This is a genomic window from Arthrobacter sp. NPDC056493 (genome assembly GCF_042795115.1).
Classification (GTDB): domain Bacteria; phylum Actinomycetota; class Actinomycetes; order Actinomycetales; family Micrococcaceae; genus Arthrobacter.
The window spans coordinates 91,928-110,331 of record NZ_JBHTSL010000005.1; the positions used below are offsets into that span (position 1 = coordinate 91,928).

Annotated in this window: 17 protein-coding genes and 3 tRNA genes; 16 read left to right on the forward strand and 4 right to left on the reverse strand. The window is 66.2% G+C overall.

Annotation, left to right across the window (positions count from 1 at the left end):
• Window positions 1-35 precede the first annotated feature (35 nt).
• The 6 genes from ACFQ50_RS03620 (at window position 36) to ACFQ50_RS03645 (ending at window position 6,553) form a co-directional block, all read left to right on the forward strand.
• Complete coding sequence (locus ACFQ50_RS03620; protein ID WP_377994152.1) at window positions 36-1,484, forward strand: YibE/F family protein; 1,449 nt, start codon at window positions 36-38, stop codon at window positions 1,482-1,484.
• Window positions 1,485-1,608: 124 nt separating this feature from the next.
• Window positions 1,609-2,790 (forward strand): tRNA dihydrouridine synthase DusB, encoded by a 1,182-nt coding sequence (gene dusB / locus ACFQ50_RS03625; protein WP_377994153.1) that lies wholly within the window; start codon window positions 1,609-1,611, stop codon window positions 2,788-2,790.
• On the forward strand, window positions 2,774-4,087 hold the full coding sequence (locus ACFQ50_RS03630; RefSeq protein WP_377994154.1) for a deoxyguanosinetriphosphate triphosphohydrolase: 1,314 nt from the start codon (window positions 2,774-2,776) through the stop codon (window positions 4,085-4,087). The genes dusB and ACFQ50_RS03630 overlap by 17 nt, the downstream gene beginning before the upstream one ends.
• A gap of 72 nt (window positions 4,088-4,159) precedes the next feature.
• Entirely contained in the window at window positions 4,160-6,226 is a 2,067-nt protein-coding gene (gene dnaG / locus ACFQ50_RS03635; protein WP_377994155.1) for a DNA primase, read from the forward strand.
• A gap of 56 nt (window positions 6,227-6,282) precedes the next feature.
• Window positions 6,283-6,355 (forward strand) — tRNA-Asn (locus ACFQ50_RS03640).
• 125 nt (window positions 6,356-6,480) lie between these two features.
• A tRNA-Asn gene (locus ACFQ50_RS03645) sits at window positions 6,481-6,553 on the forward strand.
• A 111-nt stretch (window positions 6,554-6,664) separates the two neighbouring features.
• Here ACFQ50_RS03645 and ACFQ50_RS03650 read toward each other — a convergent pair.
• From ACFQ50_RS03650 to ACFQ50_RS03660, 3 genes are all read right to left on the reverse strand, one after another.
• Complete coding sequence (locus ACFQ50_RS03650) at window positions 6,665-7,072, reverse strand: hypothetical protein (RefSeq protein WP_377994156.1); 408 nt, start codon at window positions 7,070-7,072, stop codon at window positions 6,665-6,667.
• Between the two features lie 96 nt (window positions 7,073-7,168).
• Window positions 7,169-7,348 (reverse strand): hypothetical protein, encoded by a 180-nt coding sequence (locus ACFQ50_RS03655; RefSeq protein WP_377994157.1) that lies wholly within the window; start codon window positions 7,346-7,348, stop codon window positions 7,169-7,171.
• A 112-nt stretch (window positions 7,349-7,460) separates the two neighbouring features.
• A complete protein-coding gene (locus ACFQ50_RS03660; RefSeq protein ID WP_377994158.1) occupies window positions 7,461-8,681 on the reverse strand; it encodes a multidrug effflux MFS transporter in 1,221 nt (406 codons plus the stop codon).
• Between the two features lie 180 nt (window positions 8,682-8,861).
• Between ACFQ50_RS03660 and ACFQ50_RS03665 the strand changes: the two genes are divergently transcribed.
• From ACFQ50_RS03665 to ACFQ50_RS03695, 7 genes are all read left to right on the forward strand, one after another.
• Window positions 8,862-9,743 (forward strand): phage holin family protein, encoded by an 882-nt coding sequence (locus tag ACFQ50_RS03665; RefSeq protein ID WP_377994159.1) that lies wholly within the window; start codon window positions 8,862-8,864, stop codon window positions 9,741-9,743.
• Between the two features lie 55 nt (window positions 9,744-9,798).
• Window positions 9,799-10,422: a CDP-alcohol phosphatidyltransferase family protein gene (locus ACFQ50_RS03670; RefSeq protein WP_377994160.1), complete on the forward strand. Its 624-nt coding sequence runs from the start codon at window positions 9,799-9,801 to the stop codon at window positions 10,420-10,422.
• The gene (locus ACFQ50_RS03675; RefSeq protein WP_377994161.1) at window positions 10,422-11,330 is read left to right on the forward strand and encodes a DMT family transporter; all 909 of its coding nucleotides are present in this window, start codon (window positions 10,422-10,424) and stop codon (window positions 11,328-11,330) included. Before ACFQ50_RS03670 ends, ACFQ50_RS03675 begins: the two co-directional genes overlap by 1 nt.
• A 106-nt stretch (window positions 11,331-11,436) precedes the next feature.
• Window positions 11,437-12,633: a glycosyltransferase gene (locus ACFQ50_RS03680; protein WP_377994162.1), complete on the forward strand. Its 1,197-nt coding sequence runs from the start codon at window positions 11,437-11,439 to the stop codon at window positions 12,631-12,633.
• A 181-nt stretch (window positions 12,634-12,814) separates the two neighbouring features.
• A tRNA-Ile gene (locus tag ACFQ50_RS03685) sits at window positions 12,815-12,888 on the forward strand.
• Between the two features lie 127 nt (window positions 12,889-13,015).
• On the forward strand, window positions 13,016-13,342 hold the full coding sequence (locus ACFQ50_RS03690; protein WP_377994163.1) for a hypothetical protein: 327 nt from the start codon (window positions 13,016-13,018) through the stop codon (window positions 13,340-13,342).
• 109 nt (window positions 13,343-13,451) lie between these two features.
• Window positions 13,452-14,642 carry an acyl-CoA dehydrogenase family protein gene (locus ACFQ50_RS03695; RefSeq protein WP_377994164.1) on the forward strand — a complete coding sequence of 397 codons (1,191 nt, stop codon included), beginning with the start codon at window positions 13,452-13,454 and terminating at the stop codon, window positions 14,640-14,642.
• 31 nt (window positions 14,643-14,673) lie between these two features.
• Here ACFQ50_RS03695 and ACFQ50_RS03700 read toward each other — a convergent pair whose 3' ends face one another.
• The gene (locus ACFQ50_RS03700) at window positions 14,674-15,207 is read right to left on the reverse strand and encodes a M23 family metallopeptidase (RefSeq protein ID WP_377994165.1); all 534 of its coding nucleotides are present in this window, start codon (window positions 15,205-15,207) and stop codon (window positions 14,674-14,676) included.
• Window positions 15,208-15,630: 423 nt separating this feature from the next.
• Here ACFQ50_RS03700 and rpsB point away from each other — a divergent pair, with 423 nt between their 5' ends.
• The 3 genes from rpsB to pyrH all read left to right on the forward strand — a co-directional run bounded on the left by rpsB (window position 15,631) and on the right by pyrH (window position 18,340).
• Window positions 15,631-16,515, forward strand: coding sequence for a 30S ribosomal protein S2 (rpsB, locus tag ACFQ50_RS03705; protein ID WP_377994166.1), 885 nt, complete (start codon window positions 15,631-15,633; stop codon window positions 16,513-16,515).
• 126 nt (window positions 16,516-16,641) lie between these two features.
• Window positions 16,642-17,478, forward strand: coding sequence for a translation elongation factor Ts (tsf, locus tag ACFQ50_RS03710; protein ID WP_377994167.1), 837 nt, complete (start codon window positions 16,642-16,644; stop codon window positions 17,476-17,478).
• A gap of 124 nt (window positions 17,479-17,602) precedes the next feature.
• On the forward strand, window positions 17,603-18,340 hold the full coding sequence (gene pyrH / locus ACFQ50_RS03715; protein ID WP_236807821.1) for a UMP kinase: 738 nt from the start codon (window positions 17,603-17,605) through the stop codon (window positions 18,338-18,340).
• Window positions 18,341-18,404: the final 64 nt, after the last annotated feature.

Consider the following 18,404-nt stretch of genomic DNA (forward strand, 5'->3'; position numbering starts at 1 on the left):
GTCATACAGGGCATTCGGAGCCAACGGCGGAAGCGATGGCTGCCCGGAGGAAAGCAAACAGGATTCTGGCTGCGGTGCTGATTCCGCTGACCCTCCTGACGCTCGCCGCCATGGCGGCGCTGTGGCCCTCGGGTAACAGGGAAGGCCTGACCCTGGCCAACCCGTATGCCGCCGCTCCTGGCGTCACCTTCGACACCGGGCGGATCCAGCGCGTGGTCACGGAGAGCTGCACGCCGGCCACAGCGCAGGACAACGCGGCGGCCCAGGACGGTACAGCCCAAGGCAACACCGGCGGCGGCTCGCAGTGCACTTTCGCCTTCACCGAGCCGGACAAGGGCGGCAACCCGGTCAAGGTGGTCATCAACCCGGACATCGCCAAGTCGCACGGCGTGAAGGTGGGTGACAACATCCGATACCTCAACCTGTCCCACGCCCAGGCGGCCGCCACCGGCGCCGATGCCCCGGCGGCCCAGGGGTCGCCGTCGTACATCTTCGTGGACTTTGTCCGCACCACGCCGATCATCCTGCTGGCAATCCTCTACGCCGTCGTGGTGGTGGCCGTGGCGCGCTGGCGGGGGCTGCGTGCCCTGATCGGCCTCGTCGGCGCCTACTTCGTGCTGGTCAGCTTCATGCTCCCCGGCCTCGTGGAGGGCAAGCCGCCGCTTCTGCTGGCGCTCGTCGGCTCGACCGTGATCATGATCGGGGTCCTGTACTTCGCGCACGGATTCTCGGCGCGGACCTCGACGGCGCTGCTGGGCACCATCTTCGGGCTCGGCATCACCTCGCTTCTTGCGGCCTGGGCCACCGATGCGGCGAACCTCGCAGGCGTCGGAAGCCACGACGCCGCCACGCTCGTGAACATCTCGGACAACATCTCCATCTCCGGCATCATCCTGTGCGGCCTCATCATCTCCGGGCTCGGCGTGCTGAACGACGTCACCATCACGCAGTCCTCCGCGGTGTGGGAACTGTACGAACTCGCACCCAACACGAGTGCACGGAAGCTTTTTTCGTCGGCCATGCGGATCGGCCGCGACCACATCGCCTCCACCGTCTACACGATTGCCTTCGCCTACGCCGGCGCCGCCCTGCCCATCCTCATCATCGTGATGCTCTACAACCGTCCGCTGGGGGAGGCGCTGACCAGTGCCGAACTGTCCGAGGAGGTCATCCGGACGCTGGTCGGCTCGATCGGCCTGGTCCTGGCGATTCCGGTCACCACGCTGATCGCCGTGCTGGTAGTCAAGGCCACGGGTGTGCGGCCGGCTGCACTGCCCGGGTCGGCCGCACTGCCCGGGTCAGCTGAATTGCCACGCCCGTCAGATGCTGGTCACCGGCCGGGCGGCCATGCCGCCATAACGGCCGACGACGTCGATGACACCGGCGCGCTTGCGGCCGCGGCGGCGGTGGCTGGCCGGGAACGTGCCGAAACGGATGCGCCGCCGGCTACCCGGCGGGGACGGCGTGCCGCCCAGCGTGATTAGCGGCAGCGTGATTAGACGCATCGGGATCTAATACAGCTGGGTTAAATCGAGGGCGATGAGTTGCCGCCGTGGGCATCCTGCCCGGAATTCTGCCCGATTTGCCCGACTTTGAGACAATGGACGGGTGACTGTTGTAGCAACGCCTCCCGCCCCCCGGCTGGAACTTCCGCCGCTGAAACTCGGCCCCATCACCGTGGACACCCCGGTGGTGCTCGCGCCCATGGCCGGAATCACCAACACTGCCTTCCGCAGGCTCTGCCGTGAATACGGCGGCGGGCTGTACGTGGCGGAGATGGTCACCTCCCGTGCCCTCGTGGAGCGTACGCCGGAATCGTTGCGCATTATCTCGCATGACGACGACGAGAAAGTCCGTTCCGTCCAGCTCTACGGCGTGGACCCCGTAACAGTCGGCGCCGCGGTGCGCATGCTGGTGGAGGAGGACCGGGCGGACCACATCGACCTCAACTTCGGCTGCCCCGTGCCCAAGGTCACCCGGCGCGGCGGCGGGTCGGCCCTGCCCTGGAAGATCGACCTCTTCACCTCCATCGTCCAGACGGCCGTCCGCGAGGCGTCCAAGGGCGGGATCCCGCTGACCATCAAGATGCGCAAGGGCATCGACGATGACCACCTGACGTACCTCGACGCCGGTCGGATCGCGCGCGACTCCGGTGTTGCCGCCGTCGCCCTTCACGGCCGCACAGCGGCGCAGTTCTACTCAGGCCAGGCGGACTGGTCCGCCATCGCCCGTCTCCGCGAGGCGCTGCCGGACATCCCGGTGCTCGGCAACGGAGACATCTGGTCGGCCGAGGACGCTGTCCGCATGGTCCGCGAGACCGGCATCGACGGCGTCGTGGTGGGACGCGGCTGCCAGGGCCGGCCCTGGCTGTTCGGCGACCTGCAGGCGGCGTTCGAAGGCAGCGACAAGCGGCACCGGCCCGGACTGCGCGAGGTGGCCGAAGGCGTGTACCGGCACGCAGAGCTCATGGTGGAAACCTTTGGCAACGACGAATACAAGGCGCTGCGGGAGATCCGCAAGCACATGGCCTGGTACTTCAAGGGCTACGTGGTGGGCGGCGAACTGCGGGCCCAGTTGGCCACCGTGCCGACGCTTGAGGTGCTCCGCGAACTGCTGGCGCAGCTGGACATGGACCTGCCGTATCCCGGCATCGATTCCGAAGGGCCGCGCGGCCGCGCAGGCTCGCCCAAGAGACCGGCCCTGCCCAAGGACTGGCTGCTGAGCCGCCAGCTGAACGAGGACCAGTCGCGCGACATCGCCGCGGCGGAACTGGATGTGTCAGGTGGCTGAAATCCGGCTGGCGGACGCCCGCACCACCCCGCAGGCCCTGCCGGGCTACGAAGCCCACGATTCCGCCCGCTGGGTGGAGGAACCGCCCAAGAGCACGTACCGCTCGGACTTCGAGCGCGACCGCGCCCGCGTGCTGCACTCCTCGGCGCTGCGCCGGCTCGGTGCCAAGACACAGGTGGTGGCACCGGACACCGACGATTTTGTCCGCACCCGGCTGACGCACAGCCTCGAAGTGGCGCAGGTGGGCCGTGAACTGGGCCGCACCCTGGGCTGCGATCCCGATGTGGTGGATACCGCCTGCCTCAGCCATGACCTCGGCCACCCGCCGTTCGGGCACAACGGGGAATCGGCGCTCAACGAGATGGCCCACGCGATCGGCGGATTTGAAGGCAACGCCCAGACCCTGCGCCTGCTCACCCGGCTCGAACCGAAGGTCCTCGACCCGGAGGGCAGGCCTGCCGGACTCAACCTGACCCGGGCAAGCCTGGACGCGGCCGCGAAGTACCCGTGGTCCGCCCTGGACGCCCCGGTAATCCACGGCCAGCGCACTAGCAAGTTCGGCGCATACGAGGACGATCTGCCCATTTTCAGCTGGATCCGCGAAGGCGCCCCCGAACGGCGCTCCTGCCTCGAAGCGCAGGTCATGGACCTCGCGGACGATATCTCCTACTCGGTTCACGACGTTGAGGACGCGATCGTGGCCGGCCACTTCCAGCTGCGCTGGATGGACAACCCGGACCACCGGGCGCGCGTGGTGGGCTACGCCAGGCAGTGGTACCTGCCGCACAACGATCCTGCTGCCATCGACGCAGCGCTGGCAAGGCTGGAGGCCACCGACGTCTGGGTGCGCGAGGCGGACGGCAGCCGCAAGTCCATGGCGGCGCTGAAGGACATGACCAGCCAGCTCATCGGCCGGTTCTGCCAAAGCGCGCTGGAGACCACCCGCGCCGTCTACGGCCCTGCGAACCTGACCCGGTACAACGCCGAGCTCATGGTTCCGGAGGAGACCGTCCTGGAGATCGCGGTGATGAAGGGCCTGGCCACCACCTTCGTGATGACCACGGACCACCGGCAGCCCATCTACGAACGCCAGCGCGAGGTGCTCCACGCCCTGGTGACGGCGCTGAACGCTTCCGGGGACCGCCACCTCGAGCCCATGTTCGCGGCGGACTGGCGGGAAGCGCCCGACGACGGCGCCCGGCTCCGCGTGGTTATCGACCAGGTGGCATCGCTGACGGACGGCTCCGCGCTGGCCATGTACGAACGGCTCGTGGGCAGCCTGCCGTCCCTGTGGTGAGATTGGACGCACCAGTCCACATAGGGCAGGATCCGGGGATCCTGCCGCGTTGCCAAAGACTAGGATTGCTTCGTGGCTGGGCTGATTAAACGGGAAGACATCGATGAAGTCCGCCAGCGCACGGACATCAAGGAAGTCGTTGACGGCTACGTCACGCTCAAGGGCGCCGGCCTCGGCTCCTACAAGGGCCTGTGCCCGTTCCATGACGAGCGCTCGCCGTCGTTCACCGTCCGCCCGCAGGTGGGCCGCTACCACTGCTTCGGCTGCGGCGAGGACGGCGACGTCATCTCCTTCGTGCAGAAACTGGACCACACCTCCTTCCACGAGGCGGTGGAGAAGCTGGCCGCGCGGATCGGGTACGAGCTCCGCTACGAGGACGGCGGCACCGGTCCCAGCCGCGAGGAAGTCGGCAAGCGCCAGCGGCTCCTGGACGCCCATAAGATCGCCGACGAGTTCTTCCGCGCCCAGCTGCTCACGGCAGGCGCGGCCGAGGGCCGGAAGTTCCTCCAGCAGCGTGGGTTCGACCGGGCAGCAGCCGATCAATTCGGCGTCGGCTACGCACCGCAGGGCTGGGACGCGCTGCTCAAGCACCTGCGCGGCCGTGGATTCACCGATCCCGAGCTGAAGCTCACCGGGATGTTCTCCGCCGGGGGACACGGCAACCAGCAGAGGATCTACGACCGTTTCCGGGGCCGCCTGATCTGGCCCATCCGGGACATCGCCGGCGACACCATTGGCTTCGGCGCGCGCAAGCTCTACGAGGACGACCAGGGCCCCAAATACCTCAACACCCCTGAAACCACGCTCTACAAGAAATCCCAGGTGCTGTACGGGATCGACCTTGCCAAGCGGAATATCGCCAGGGACCGGCAGCTGGTGGTGGTGGAAGGCTACACGGATGTCATGGCCTGCCACCTCGCGGGCATTCCGACGGCGGTGGCCACTTGCGGTACGGCGTTCGCCGCCGACCACATCAAGATTGCCCGCCGCCTGCTGTCCGACGACGGCACCGGGGGAGAGGTCATCTTTACCTTCGACGGCGACGCAGCCGGCCAGAAGGCGGCCCTGCGGGCCTTTGAAGAGGATCAGCGCTTCGTGGCCCAGACCTACGTGGCCGTCGAACCCACCGGGGCCGACCCCTGCGACCTTCGCCAGACGCGTGGTGACGCCGCCGTCCGCGATCTGATCAGCTCGCGGAAGCCGCTGTTCGAGTTTGCCATCAAGGCCTCGCTCCGGCGCCACAACCTGGACACTGTCGAAGGCCGCGTGGCCGCCCTGCGGGAGTCCGCACCGGTCGTGGCCCAGATCCGGGACGCGGCAATCCGGCCCGGCTATGCCCGGGAACTGGCGGGATGGCTGGGAATGCCCATTGAGGACGTCAGCCGCGCTGTGGCGGCCGCCGCCAAACGCGGGGCACCGGGTACACCGGCGGCCGGGGCTCAGGCGCCCGGTGCAGCGGGTGGCGGAGCGCAAGCCGGCGGGGCGGCGCGCCGCTCCCACGGTGCCGGATACAACGGGGCCGGATCAAACGGTGCCGGATACAACGGGGCCGGATCAAACGGGGCTGGATCAAACGGTGCCGGCTACAACGCAGCCCAGGGCAGCGGCCAGAACGTGCCCGGCGTAGCGGCGCTCCCGCCGTCGGGCGTCCTGCCGTCCTTCCACCGTCCGGATCCCCGGGACCCGGTGGCATCCATGGAGCGGCAGGCCCTCGAGGTGGCGCTGCAGGAGCCGGCAATGCTGGGCGGCGAAGCCTGGGAACGGTTCGCAACCGCCCGGTTCGCTACGCCCGCCTACCAGGCCATCCACGATGCCATCCGTGCCACGGCTCCCGGCTTCTCCGGCGACGCCGTGCAATGGGTGGAAGCCCTGCGGCAGGAGGTACCCGAGCCATTGCAGCCGCTGGTTTCGGAGCTCGCGGTGGTTCCGTTGCCGGCCCATACCGCGGAAGCGGTGCAGAAGTACTGCCGGGACATCCTCGCCAGGCTGTTCGAGCTGCAGATCACCCGTGTGAAGGCGGACAAGCTGGGGCAGCTGCAGCGGCTGGATGCCGCGGCCCACCCCGAGGAGTTCCAGCAGCTGAACCGGGAGCTCATGATGCTTGAAATGGAGCGCCGCGCGCTCCGCTCCGACAACTAGAAAAACGCCGATTTCGTTTCCGGGCCGGGTGTTTGCTAGGCTAGTACCCGCTTCATTCCTCCTTAGCTCAATTGGCAGAGCATTCGACTGTTAATCGAAGGGTTGCTGGTTCAAGTCCAGCAGGAGGAGCGCACAGTCCCCGTTCCGGGTTCCGGAACGGGGACTTTTTTATACCCCGGAGGGGTATTTGCGCCCAGTGTTGGCGCCGATTTCACATTGCGGCCGAACGTTTGCTAATGTCATACCTGCTTCATTCCTCCTTAGCTCAATTGGCAGAGCATTCGACTGTTAATCGAAGGGTTGCTGGTTCAAGTCCAGCAGGAGGAGCGCACAGTCCCGCGGTTGGCCCCAGAGCCGGCCGCGGGACTTTTTTGTTTTATGTGACTCGGCGGCCGGCCAGGCGGCAACGACGGACGGGCAATGTCAGAAACGGCAGTGTCAGACGAAATCCATCTCCACCTGCAGGAAGCGCTCTGCCTCGGCTATGGCAGCCTCGAACGCCTCCCGCTCCGTGGGGGACTTCCGCGGTTCTCGGGGGTGCCACTCGTGGGGAGAGGAGTGCACTCGCGTGAAGCCGCCGTCGGGCGGTGCATAGAAGATGCCGAACCGCTGGACGGGCCATTCGGGGGAGGTCTCGGGGGCCACCAGCAGGGCGGCCTTGAAAGCCGGGTTGAACCACTGGGCTATGGGCCGGCGCCGGTCCTCGGTGAAAAGTCCTGCCGCATAGAGCGCTGCCGACTGCGCACTGGTCTGTGTACACAGCCGGTCCCACCACAACGGCAGAATGCCGGAGTCGCACCGCTGCCACGTGGCCGGGAGTGGGGGATGATCCTGCCAGTGGGGCACGTAACAACTTTATCGCTCAGGTACCCAGGCGAACAGATGGCCCGGCGTCGATCGCCCCGGCCAGGAGGCACCGCGTGGCTCCGGGGAAGCGGCGGGTCAGGGTCTGTTCCACGGCCCGGGATTGACGCGGTACAGGAGCGCAGAACCGACGACGGCGCCCAGCAGGATGCCCAGCGCTGCGTTGCCCATCATCCTGCCGGCGAAGAAGCCCGCCACGGCGCCGAGGATGGCGCCGAGGAACAGTCCTCGGCCGTTGCGGTGGGGTTTGCGGGTCATGGTGCCAGCCTACCCGCCGTGGCCGCAGCGCCCGTGGCTGGATGCGCCTCCCTGCTGGCCCGGCCTAAGAATTCCGCCGGCAACCCGGCGGAAACTCGGCGGGTGGAAGGACTCAGTGGATGGAAGGCACAGTCCGGGGCCGGACCACGAGCCACAGGGCGGCCGCTGCGAGGAAGATGCAGCAGGCCTGGACGGCGCCCATGGGAGTGGCGGAGTGTCCTCCCAGCCAGCCCACGACGGGGGAGATGATGCCCGCCATCAGGAAGGTGGACGCGCCGAGCAGGGACGCAGCCGTGCCGGCCTGGGCCCCGTGGCTGGCCAGCGCCAGGACCTGCACGCAAGGGAACGTGAAACCGGTGCCCAGGATGTAGAACCACAGCGGAACCATGACCCCCCAGAGCCCGAACCCCAGCTGGTCGAACACGACGATCAGCACGGCCATCAGGAACATCCAGGCGGTGGAGCATGCAAGGATCCACTGCGGCGGGACCCGCCTGATCAGCCGGGAACTGGTCTGGACCCCCGCAACGATGCCCAGCGAGTTAATACCGAAGAGCAGGCCGTACTGCTGCGGTGAAAACCCGAAGACGTCCTGGAACAGGAACGGGGACGCCGACAGGTACGTGAACAGGCCGCCGAAGTTCATTCCGCCCAGCATCAGCAGTCCCACGAAGATCCGGTCGGAGAAGAGCACGCCGTACCGCTGCCGGGCCGTCAGGCCGGACTGGCCCCGTTTCTCCCGTGGCAGCGTCTCCCGGACCAGCACGATCGCGGCGACAATGACCGCGGTGCCGTAGCAGGCCAGGAACACGAAGATGCCCGGCCACGGCATGACAAGGAGAAGCTGGGACCCGATGACGGGCGCCAGGATGGGCGCGAGCCCGTTGACCAATGCCATCCGGGAGAACATCCGGACCATGGCATAGCCGCTGAACAGGTCGCGGACCATGGCCATCGCCACCACGCCGCCGCCGGCTGCGCCGATGCCCATCAGGACCCGGAACACGCCGAGTGTGGCGATGTCGGTGGAAAGCGCCGCGCCGAGCGAAGCGGCGATGTGCAGGGCGGTCGCCAGGATCAGCGGGAGCCGGCGCCCGAACTTGTCGCTGAAGGGCCCCACCACCAACTGCCCCAGGGCAAAGCCCACGGTGGTGCCGGTCAGGGTCAGCTGGACGGCGGCCTCCGAGACGTTGAGGCTCGCCTCCAGGGCAGGGAACGCGGGGAGGTAGAGGTCCACCGTGAACGGCCCGAGGGCGGTCAGGGCGCCGAGTAGAAGGATGTAGAGGAATTTCTGCCGGCGGCTGAGCGCATCGCCCGGGTTGGTGGTGGTCACAGAGAACCATCCTAGGGCTGACAGATCAGACTTTTACAGCGTTGGAGGGCTCGCCGGGGCTATTTCCAGAAGTTCCGGCAGACCCTGAATGATAGTTTTGTCAGCGGGGGCGCGCGGATGCACCGGAAACCCCCTCGGCAGCGAAGAAAAATCGACGACGGAACCAGTTAGGCGGAACCTATGAGCGGGCGTCACAGCGGGCGGACCAACCAAGGACTGCGTATCACTGCGCTTCCAAAAACCCTGAAACTCGTGTTCAAGCTTGTGCCCCGCCAACTCAACGATGAGATCGCGCTGGCCAAGATTGAGGCAAAGCGCAAAGGCAAGCAGCTTGGTGTCGCCGGTGCCTTCTTCGGGGTGGCCGCCGTTTTCCTTGCCCTGCTCATCACCGGTATGGTCGTCGCCGCCATCATGGGGCTGGCCACCATCATGCCCGCGTGGCTGGCAGCTCTGCTGGTCAGCGCGGTCTTCCTGCTCATTGCGCTCATTGGCGGGCTCATCGGCCTCCGGAAGTTCAAGCAGGCCATGCCGCTGATTCCGGAAGACACCGTCCGCGGCCTCAAGCACGACCTGGGCATCGCCAAGGAGGGCTCGGACTTCGACGCCGCCGTGCTTGATCCCAACTCGCCCCAGGCGAAGGCCGCCGCGGAAGCAAAGGCCGCGGAGAAGGCCAAGGAGAAGGCGGACAGGGAAGCGAAGAAGGCTGCCGAGGCAGTGGACGTTCCCGTGGCCACCGAGCCCGAACTCCGCCGCCGCCTGAAGCAGCGCCGCGAACACCTGACCGGTGTGCGCGATGAGCTTGGCGAGGAACTGGACGTCAAGACCCAGGCCCAGGCCCTGCTCGGCATCGCCAGGCACCGCGCCGCGGAAGGCAACGAGAAGTTCCAGGAAGCCCGCGAACGTGCGGCCGAACACTTTGCCGCCCTGTCGGCGTCGGCCCGTTCCGGTGCGCCGGAAGGCTCCCTGCCCGGACAGCTCGAGGCGCGGTGGAAGCCGCTCCTTGCCCTCGCCGCTTCCACCGCCGTCCTGCTCACCCTGCTGCGGAAACTCTTCAAGAGCTGAGCCTTGCCCTGAACGAAGACTGTAAGAGGCCGCCGGCCGCGGAGAGGGAGGCCTGATGAGATTCATCGGCGCTGGTTCCCGTCCCGGGCAGCCGCATGTCGATCGCGATCTGGTCTACACCGTCCCCAACCTCCTCACGGTACTGCGCTTCATGGGCGTGCCGATCTTCATCTGGCTCGTGTTGGCCCAGAAGGAATATGGATTGGCCGTGCTGGTACTGGCCATCATGGGCAGCACTGACTGGGTGGACGGTTACGTTGCCCGGCGCTTCAACCAGACCTCCAAACTGGGACGCGTTCTGGACCCCATCGCGGACCGGCTGGCCATGATTGCTGTAGCGGTCACCCTGGTGATCGCCGGCGTCGTTCAATGGTGGTACCTGGCAGCGCTGGTGGTTCCCGACGCCGTCCTGCTGGGCATGTCGCTGTTCTACTTCCGTGGCCACCCTGACCTTCCCGTCAGCCTCGTGGGCAAGGCCCGCACCGGCCTGCTCCTGCTCGGAACTCCGCTCCTGGTGCTGTCCAAGCTGCCCGTTCCGTTCGCCGGAGCATGGTTTGTCGCCGCCTGGGTGGTTCTGGGGCTGGGGCTCGTCGGCCACTGGATTGCTGCCTACAACTATTTCTGGGCGATCCAACGCAAGGGAAAAATGTTGGCGGCCGACGACGGCGGGAACGGCTGATGGTCTGGGTTGCGGTTTTGCTCGCGGTCATGGGCGCCTTTTGCCTCGCCTTTGGTGCCCAGCGCCAGGGCAGTGCGGTCAAGGCGGATACCGGCGGCCTGGCGCTGAGCTCCAACGGATTCCTCCGCCTGTTGCGGAACCCCAGGTGGGTCTTCGGCCTCCTCCTGCTGTGCCTGGGGATGGCGATGAACGCCGTGGCGCTGGTCACAGCACCGCTGACGGTGGTTCAGCCGATCGGCGCAATTGCCCTGGTGATCACCACCGTGGTCAACACCAAAGACCAGGGCCTGAGCATTAACCGCGCCACCGTGGTGGCAATCACCGCGTGCGTGACGGGATCGGCACTGTTCGTCCTGCTGGCCGTCAATGTCACGCAGGAAAGCCACCACGTCACGCCTGAGGATGAACTCACGATTGTGCTGCTGCTTTCCCTGGCGGTGGGCATCTTCGGCAGCCTCGCCGCCATGTTCAAGCACCGCATGAGCGCGTTCATTTACATCCTGGGTGCCGGCATCCTGTTTGGTTTCGTGGCCGTCCTGACGCGGATCATCGGCAAACACCTGCTGGACCCGAACGGCCTGTTCCTGCTGAACGTGCCGTGGTATTCGGTGGTGGCCATCGCCGCGGCCGGGGGACTGGGTTCCTGGTTCGTTCAAAGCGCATACTCCACCGGTCCGCCGGATCTGGTGATCGCCGGCCTCACCGTGGTCGATCCCATTGTGGGCATCGCGATCGGCATCACGATCCTTGGCGAGCTGCGCCCCGATGTCCACGCCGTTCAGGCGATTGCCATGGGTACGGCGGCAACCCTTGCTATCGTGGGGGTAATCGCCCTTTCAAGACACCATCCCGAGGTCACCAAACGGAAGAAGGACGTTCGGAAGGCCACGGGCAGGGCGTCCCACTAGCCGGTTTTACTGCGGACCAGGCAAGAATGTGCCGGCGCATCACGTGCCGGCGCCGGCCGGTGTGGTCAGCCGCAGCCGACCACCATGACCACCAGGAGCTTTCTACGTGACCATGCCCGACGCCCAGCGTCCCCTGACCATCCTCATCGCGGCGGACACGTACCCGCCCCACGTTAACGGAGCCGCCCAGTTCGGCTACCGGCTGGCCAAGGGCATGACGGCACGGGGACACAACGTCCACGTGCTGGCCTGCCGGCAGGACAAGGGCAAGAGCTTTACGGAGTTCCGCGACGAAGCCACCGTCCACCGTCTCCGCTCGCACAGCGTTTTCACGCACGAGTACTTCCGGATCTGTCTCCCGTGGGAGATCAAGAAGGAAATCAGCCTGCTGTTCGACAAGGTCCAGCCGGACGTGGTGCACATCCAGAGCCACTACATGATCGGCGAGCACGTCCTGTATGAGGCCGTGAAGCGCGGCGTCCGCATCGTTGCCACCAACCACTTCATGCCGGAGAACCTCAACCCGTTCCTGCCGTTCCCGCAGTGGTTCAAGGACATCATCGGAAAGATCTCCTGGAAGGACATGGGGAAGGTCATGGGCCAGGCGCACGTCGTCACCACGCCCACGCCGCTGGCCGCCAAGGCCATGCACCAGCATGCCTTCCTGCGCAAGGTGCTCCCGCTGTCCAACGGCATCGACTCGGCAGCATACGAGCCCAAGCCCGACGAGGTCATTGAGCCGCACGAACACCCGACCGTGCTGTTCGCGGGCCGCCTGGCTGAGGAGAAGCACGTCGACGTGCTGATAAAAGCCGTGGCTGCCACCCCTGCCGACCTGAATGTCCATCTTGAAATCGTAGGCGGCGGTGAGGTGCGCCCGGCACTCGAGGCCCTCGTGGAACGGCTCGGACTGCAGAACCGGGTGAAGTTCCTGGGCCTGGCCAGCGACGACGAACTCCGTGAGGCCTACATCCGGGCCGACCTGTTCTGCATGCCCGGGACCGCGGAACTGCAGTCACTGGTCACGCTGGAGGCCATGTCCGCGTCGACGCCCGTGCTGCTTGCGGACGCCATGGCCCTCCCGCACCTGGTGCGCGACGGCGAAAACGGCTACCTGTTCACGCCGAACGACCATGCCGACCTGGCCGGGAAAATGACCCGGATTTTCCGCCTGCCGGCCGAGGAACGGAAAGCCATGGGCAACGCCAGCCGGTGCATGGTGGAACCGCACAGCATCCAGGGGACCCTGCAGACGTTCGAGGACCTGTACTACGGGGCGAACTACGAGGACAAGGTCGTCTAACGTCAGGATCAGCTGGCTTCAAGGTCAGCTGGTGTCACGATTGCCGGGCGTCAGGGCTGACTGATGTGGTCTGAAGCCCCCCGCCGGTTTGCTAGAGTAAATCTGCCCCGCCGACGACGGGCCCCGCACGGGCCGGCGCTGGCCGGGCGTACGGCGCCCCCGCCGAGGGGGGCCGGTGCACGGGGCTATAGCTCAGCTGGTTAGAGCGCGGGACTCATAATCCTAAGGTCCTCGGTTCAAGTCCGAGTAGCCCTACCGTCAGGGCCCTGATCCGCGTCACCGCGGGTCAGGGCCCTTCCTTTGCGGGCTGTTTTCTTTCTGCCTTTCTTCTAGAGCCACGGGTCCTCTTCCTGCCTGGCCGGTGCGGGCATAGTGTTCGGCCATGACGATCGACGTCTCCTCCGCCGGCGCGCTGGCGGAGGTCATCCCCGCCCTTCTCGTTTTCCTGGCGCTCGAGGACCGGTTGTCGCCATCCAACATCCCGCGGCGGAAATGGCGGCGGAGACTGACGCGTTGGCGGGAAGCTGCCGTGCTTGCCAACCTCCTTGCACTCGCCGCCTGCCTGGCGATTGTTGTGACCAGGGTAGAGAACGCCCTGCTGAGCTGGTTCATCGTCGCCAGTGTCGCCTACCTCGTGGGGGTGCTCGCCCTGCTGTTCGCAGGCATGTTCCGGCAGGAGGAAGGGCGGGTGGCCAGGGAGGAGGACTGATGGCCACTGCTTTCCTTTCTCCGTTCAGTTGGGATATGTTACTGACCAGTAACATACTTCCGGTGGCGGGTTCCCTGGCCGCAGCCGCCGGTCTCTGCGAAGGAGCGCCATGTCCGCCGCTGCACCTGACATCAACAGCCTGCCCTACGCCGACGGCGACTTCTTCGCCTTCGAGCAGCTGCTCAGTTCCAAGGAGCAGGACAGGCTGGCCGAGGTCCGCTCCTTCCTGGCCCGGGAAGTCAGGCCGATTGCGGTGGACTGCTGGAACCGCGGCGAATTTCCCCTCGACCTGATTCCGAAGCTGGCAGAGCTCGACCTCGTCAGCCCGGTGCGGCGCCAGGGCTATTCCAATCTCTTCGCCGGCATTGTGCACGCCGAGGTCACCCGCGCCGACGCGTCCATCGCCACCTTCATGGGCGTGCACGATGGCCTCTTCACCGGTTCCATCGAGGCCCTGGCATCCCGGGAGCAGCAGGATGCCTGGCTGCCGGACGTCTACTCGCTGCGCAAGATCGGGGCCTTCGGCCTGACAGAACCCCTGGGCGGATCCGACGTCGCCGGCGGCACGCGCACCACTGCCAGGCGGGACGGCGACCGCTGGATCCTCAACGGCGCCAAGCGCTGGATCGGCAACGCAACATTCTCCGACTGGGTGATGGTCTACGCCCGCGATGTGGCCGACAACCAGGTCAAGGCATTTCTCGTGGACACGGCACTGCCAGGCTTCGGTGCGGCGAAGATCGAGAACAAGATTTCGCTGCGGACGGTGCAGAACGCCGACATCACCCTCGATAACGTGGCGGTGCCGGACTTCTTCAAGCTGGCGCACGCCAACAGCTTTCGCGATACCAACAAGGTCCTGAAGGTCACGCGCCTCGCCGTTGCGTGGCAGGCTGTGGGCCAGCAGCTCGCTGCCTTCGACGTGGCACGGCGCTACGCCGTGGAGCGGCACCAGTTCGGGCGCCCGCTGGCCTCGTTCCAGCTGGTGCAGAGCCAGCTGGTCCAGATCCTGGGGAACGCGGTCAGTTCCATGGGCATGATGGTGCGGCTCTCCCAGCTCGAGGACGCAGGCCTGGCCAGGGACGAACAGTCGGCCCTGGCTAAGGCGTTCACCACCGCGCGGATGCGGGAGAGTGTTGCCATCGGCCGCAGCCTCCTCGGCGGAAACGGCATTGTGACGGACTTTGAGATGGCAAAGATCTTCGCCGACGCCGAGGCGATCTACTCCTACGAGGGCACCCACGAAGTGAACACTCTCGTGGCGGGCCGGGCCATCACCGGCATCTCCGCGATCGTCTAAGCAGGCGTCTTTACGCAGCCGTCCCGGCAGTTCAGTTCAGGGGCAGCAGCACCGAGGGCCGCAGATCCAGGATGAAGGACAGCGGATTGAGGTACTCCTCTCCGCGGCGGACGCCCCAGTGCACGCACGGGGACGGGCCACAGTGGCCGGCCAGCAGGGTGCCCACCACGGCACCCTTGGCCACTGAAGCGCCCTTCTTGAGCGTGCTCCGCACCGGTTCGAAGCTGCTGCGGAGGCCATTGCCGTGATCAATAGTGATGACCGGCCGGTCCACGACGACGCCGACAAAGCTAACGGTTCCGGATGCGGGGGCGATGACCGGGCCGGCGTCGGACGCTGAGCCAAGGTCCACGCCCCGGTGCCCGCTCAGCCACGGTTTGCCCGGGGGATCGAACGGGCGCAGGACCGCCGGCCGCGGCGCAAGCGGCCAGCTCCATCCGGCTGGGGCGGGCGAACTGGCCCGAAGTTGGGAAGCTGCCGGAACGGCGGGCGGTGCCGGAGCGGCGGAAGGTGCGGCGGCCGCCGTCGTGAGCAGGAGCAGCGCCGCCATCGCGTAAGCTTTCATGCCCCCAGCATGGGCGCCCGATCCGCCTGCCGGAACGGGGCCTTCGCCCTATGTGGAAAACGCCGCCCGGCGCGGCAGAACCGGTGCATTTGCCGCGGGCCGCTGTAGTACACTTGGTGGAGCAGTTTGCTGTGCCCTCAACGCATTCCATCTTAGTGGGTCGCGTCAGCACGCCCCATTCAGGAGTGCGGGGGAGCAGCATCTGACTACGCGTATCCAGCCCTCCACAACCGGTAAGCAATTGCTTCCTGCTGCGGAGGATTGTGCCTCTTGCGGTCAGGCCCGGCAACGGTCCTGATGAGATGTGCAATGGATGCCAGGAGTCTGTGCCCGCCCGGGCAAGGCTAAATAACCGTCAACTATTGGCAGGGTAAGAGCGGCCGCGGCCGCTCTCATGAATGACCTGCCGGAAGGAGCGTCGGCATGCCCGTCGTAACCATGCGCCAGCTGCTTGACAGCGGCGTCCACTTTGGACACCAGACCCGCCGTTGGAACCCGAAGATGAAGCGCTTCATCTTCACCGAGCGCAACGGCATCTACATCATTGACCTCCAGCAGTCGCTGTCCTACATCGACCGCGCCTACGAGTTCGTCAAGGCCACTGTTGCCCACGGCGGCACCGTGCTGTTCGTCGGCACCAAGAAGCAGGCTCAGGAAGCCATCGCCGAGCAGGCCACCCGCGTTGGCCAGCCGTACGTCAACCAGCGTTGGCTCGGCGGTATGCTCACCAACTTCCAGACCGTTGCCAAGCGTATCCAGCGCATGAAGGAACTCGAAGAGATCGACTTCGACGACGTCGCCGGTTCCGCTTACACCAAGAAGGAACTGCTGCTCCTGCGCCGCGAGCTGACGAAGCTCGAGTCCAACCTCGGCGGTATCCGCAACCTGACCAAGGCACCGTCCGTGCTGTGGGTTGTTGACACCAAGAAGGAGCACCTGGCTGTAGACGAGGCCAAGAAGCTCAACATCCCGGTTGTGGCCATCCTGGACACCAACTGCGATCCGGACGAGGTCGACTTCCCGATCCCGGGCAACGACGACGCCATCCGCTCCGTGAACCTCCTGACCCGCGTTGTTGCTGACGCCGTTGCCGAGGGTTTGATCGCCCGCAACCAGCGCGCAACCGGCACCACCGAGACTCCGGAAGAGCCGCTGGCTGAATGGGAGCGCGAGCTCCTCGAAGGCAGCAAGGCCGAGGAAGCTCCGGCTGCCGAGGCTGCTCCCGCCGCTGAGGCTGCTCCGGCTGCCGAAGCTGCTCCCGCTGAGGAAGCCCCGGCTGACGCCGAGGGCACCGACTCCGCGAAGTAACAACTTCATCGGGATTTCCGGTCGCTGTCCGCAGCGCCCGGGCAACTGACAGGATGGCCGCTCACCCAGTGAGCTGCCGTCCTGTCGGTCCGTACACACAAAAATTTTCTAGACAGAGGGGTTCACATGGCGAACTACACTGCCGCTGATATCAAGGCTCTGCGCGAGCGCACCGGCGCCGGCATGATGGATGTCAAGAAGGCTCTCGACGAAGCCAACGGCGACGCCGAGAAGGCGATCGAGATCATCCGCATCAAGGGCCTGAAGGGCGCCACCAAGCGCGAAGGCCGCTCCACCGCTGAAGGCCTGGTTGCTGCCAAGGTCGACGGCGGCGTCGGCGTAATGATCGAGGTCAACTGCGAGACCGACTTCGTCGCCAAGGCTGACAAGTTCATCCAGCTGGCTGACAAGGTCCTGGCCATCGCCGTCGAGTCCGGCGCTGCCGATCTCGAGACCCTGCTCGCCACCGACGTTGACGGCAAGCCGCTGTCCGAGGTTGTCGTCGAAGAAGGCGCTATCCTCGGCGAGAAGGTCGTTGTCCGCCGCATCTCCCGCATCGAGGGCGCCACGGTCGACGCTTACCTGCACAAGACCTCCAAGGACCTCCCGGCCCAGGTCGGCGTCCTGTTCGCTGTTGACGGCGAAGGCGAAGCAGCTGCCACCGCCGCGCACGACGTTGCTGTTCACGTCGCCGCTATGGCCCCGAACTACCTCTCCCGCGAGGACGTTCCGGCCGAGCTCGTCGAGTCCGAGCGCCGCATCGCCGAGGAAACCGCAAAGGCCGAGGGCAAGCCCGAAGCTGCGATGACCAAGATCGTCGAAGGCCGCGTTACCGGCTTCTACAAGGGTGAGGTCCTGGTTGACCAGGCTTTCGCCAAGGACGCCAAGAAGTCTGTGGCGCAGGTCCTCGAAGAGGCCGGCGTCAAGGGAACCGCGTTCACGCGTTTCCGCGTCGGCTCCTAGTCTGACACGCAAGGGGGTGGCCACTTCGGTGGCCGCCCCTTTTGCATGCACCGGCCACATAAGAATGTGAGCGCTGGCCGGATGCGCGATAACCTAGCTCAGAGTTCACCAACCGGAAGGCACCATGGAAGCCGTCAACACTCCCGTCCAGTCAGAGAAGAGCAGGCGCCGGGTCCTCCTGAAGCTGTCCGGTGAAGTCTTCGGCGGCGGCAAACTGGGCGTCGACCCGGACACCGTCCGCGCAGTAGCCAAGCAGATCGCCGCAGCCGTTCCCGACGTCGAGGTGGCCATCGTGGTGGGCGGCGGCAACTTCTTCCGCGGCGCCGAACTGTCCCAGAGCGGCATGGACCGCTCCCGTGCCGACTACATGGGCATGCTCGGAACCGTCATGAACTGCCTCGCGCTGCAGGACTTCCTGGAGCAGGCCGGCGTCGAGACCCGGGTCCAGAGCGCCATCACCATGGGCCAGGTGGCCGAGGCCTACATTCCGCGCCGCGCCATCCGCCACATGGAAAAGAACCGCGTGGTCATCTTCGGTGCGGGCGCAGGCCTGCCGTACTTCTCCACGGACACCGTGGCTGCCCAGCGTGCCCTCGAGGTGCACGCCGACGTGGTGCTGATGGCCAAGAGCGGCGTGGACGGTGTGTACACCGCCGACCCGAAGAAGGACCCGACGGCGGAGAAGCTGGAGAACCTCAGCTACGACGACGCCCTCCGCCGCGACATCCGCGTGATGGACCAGACCGCAATGACCATGTGCAAGGACAACAAGCTCTCCATGGTGGTGTTCGGCATGGAAGGCGAAGGCAACGTCACGCGCGCCATCCGCGGCGAAAAGCTGGGAACGCTGGTCACGCCCTAGTTACAGCTAGGATATTTCTAGGACGGTTCCGCCCATTGGGCGGGACCAGGATTGTGAAATGCCC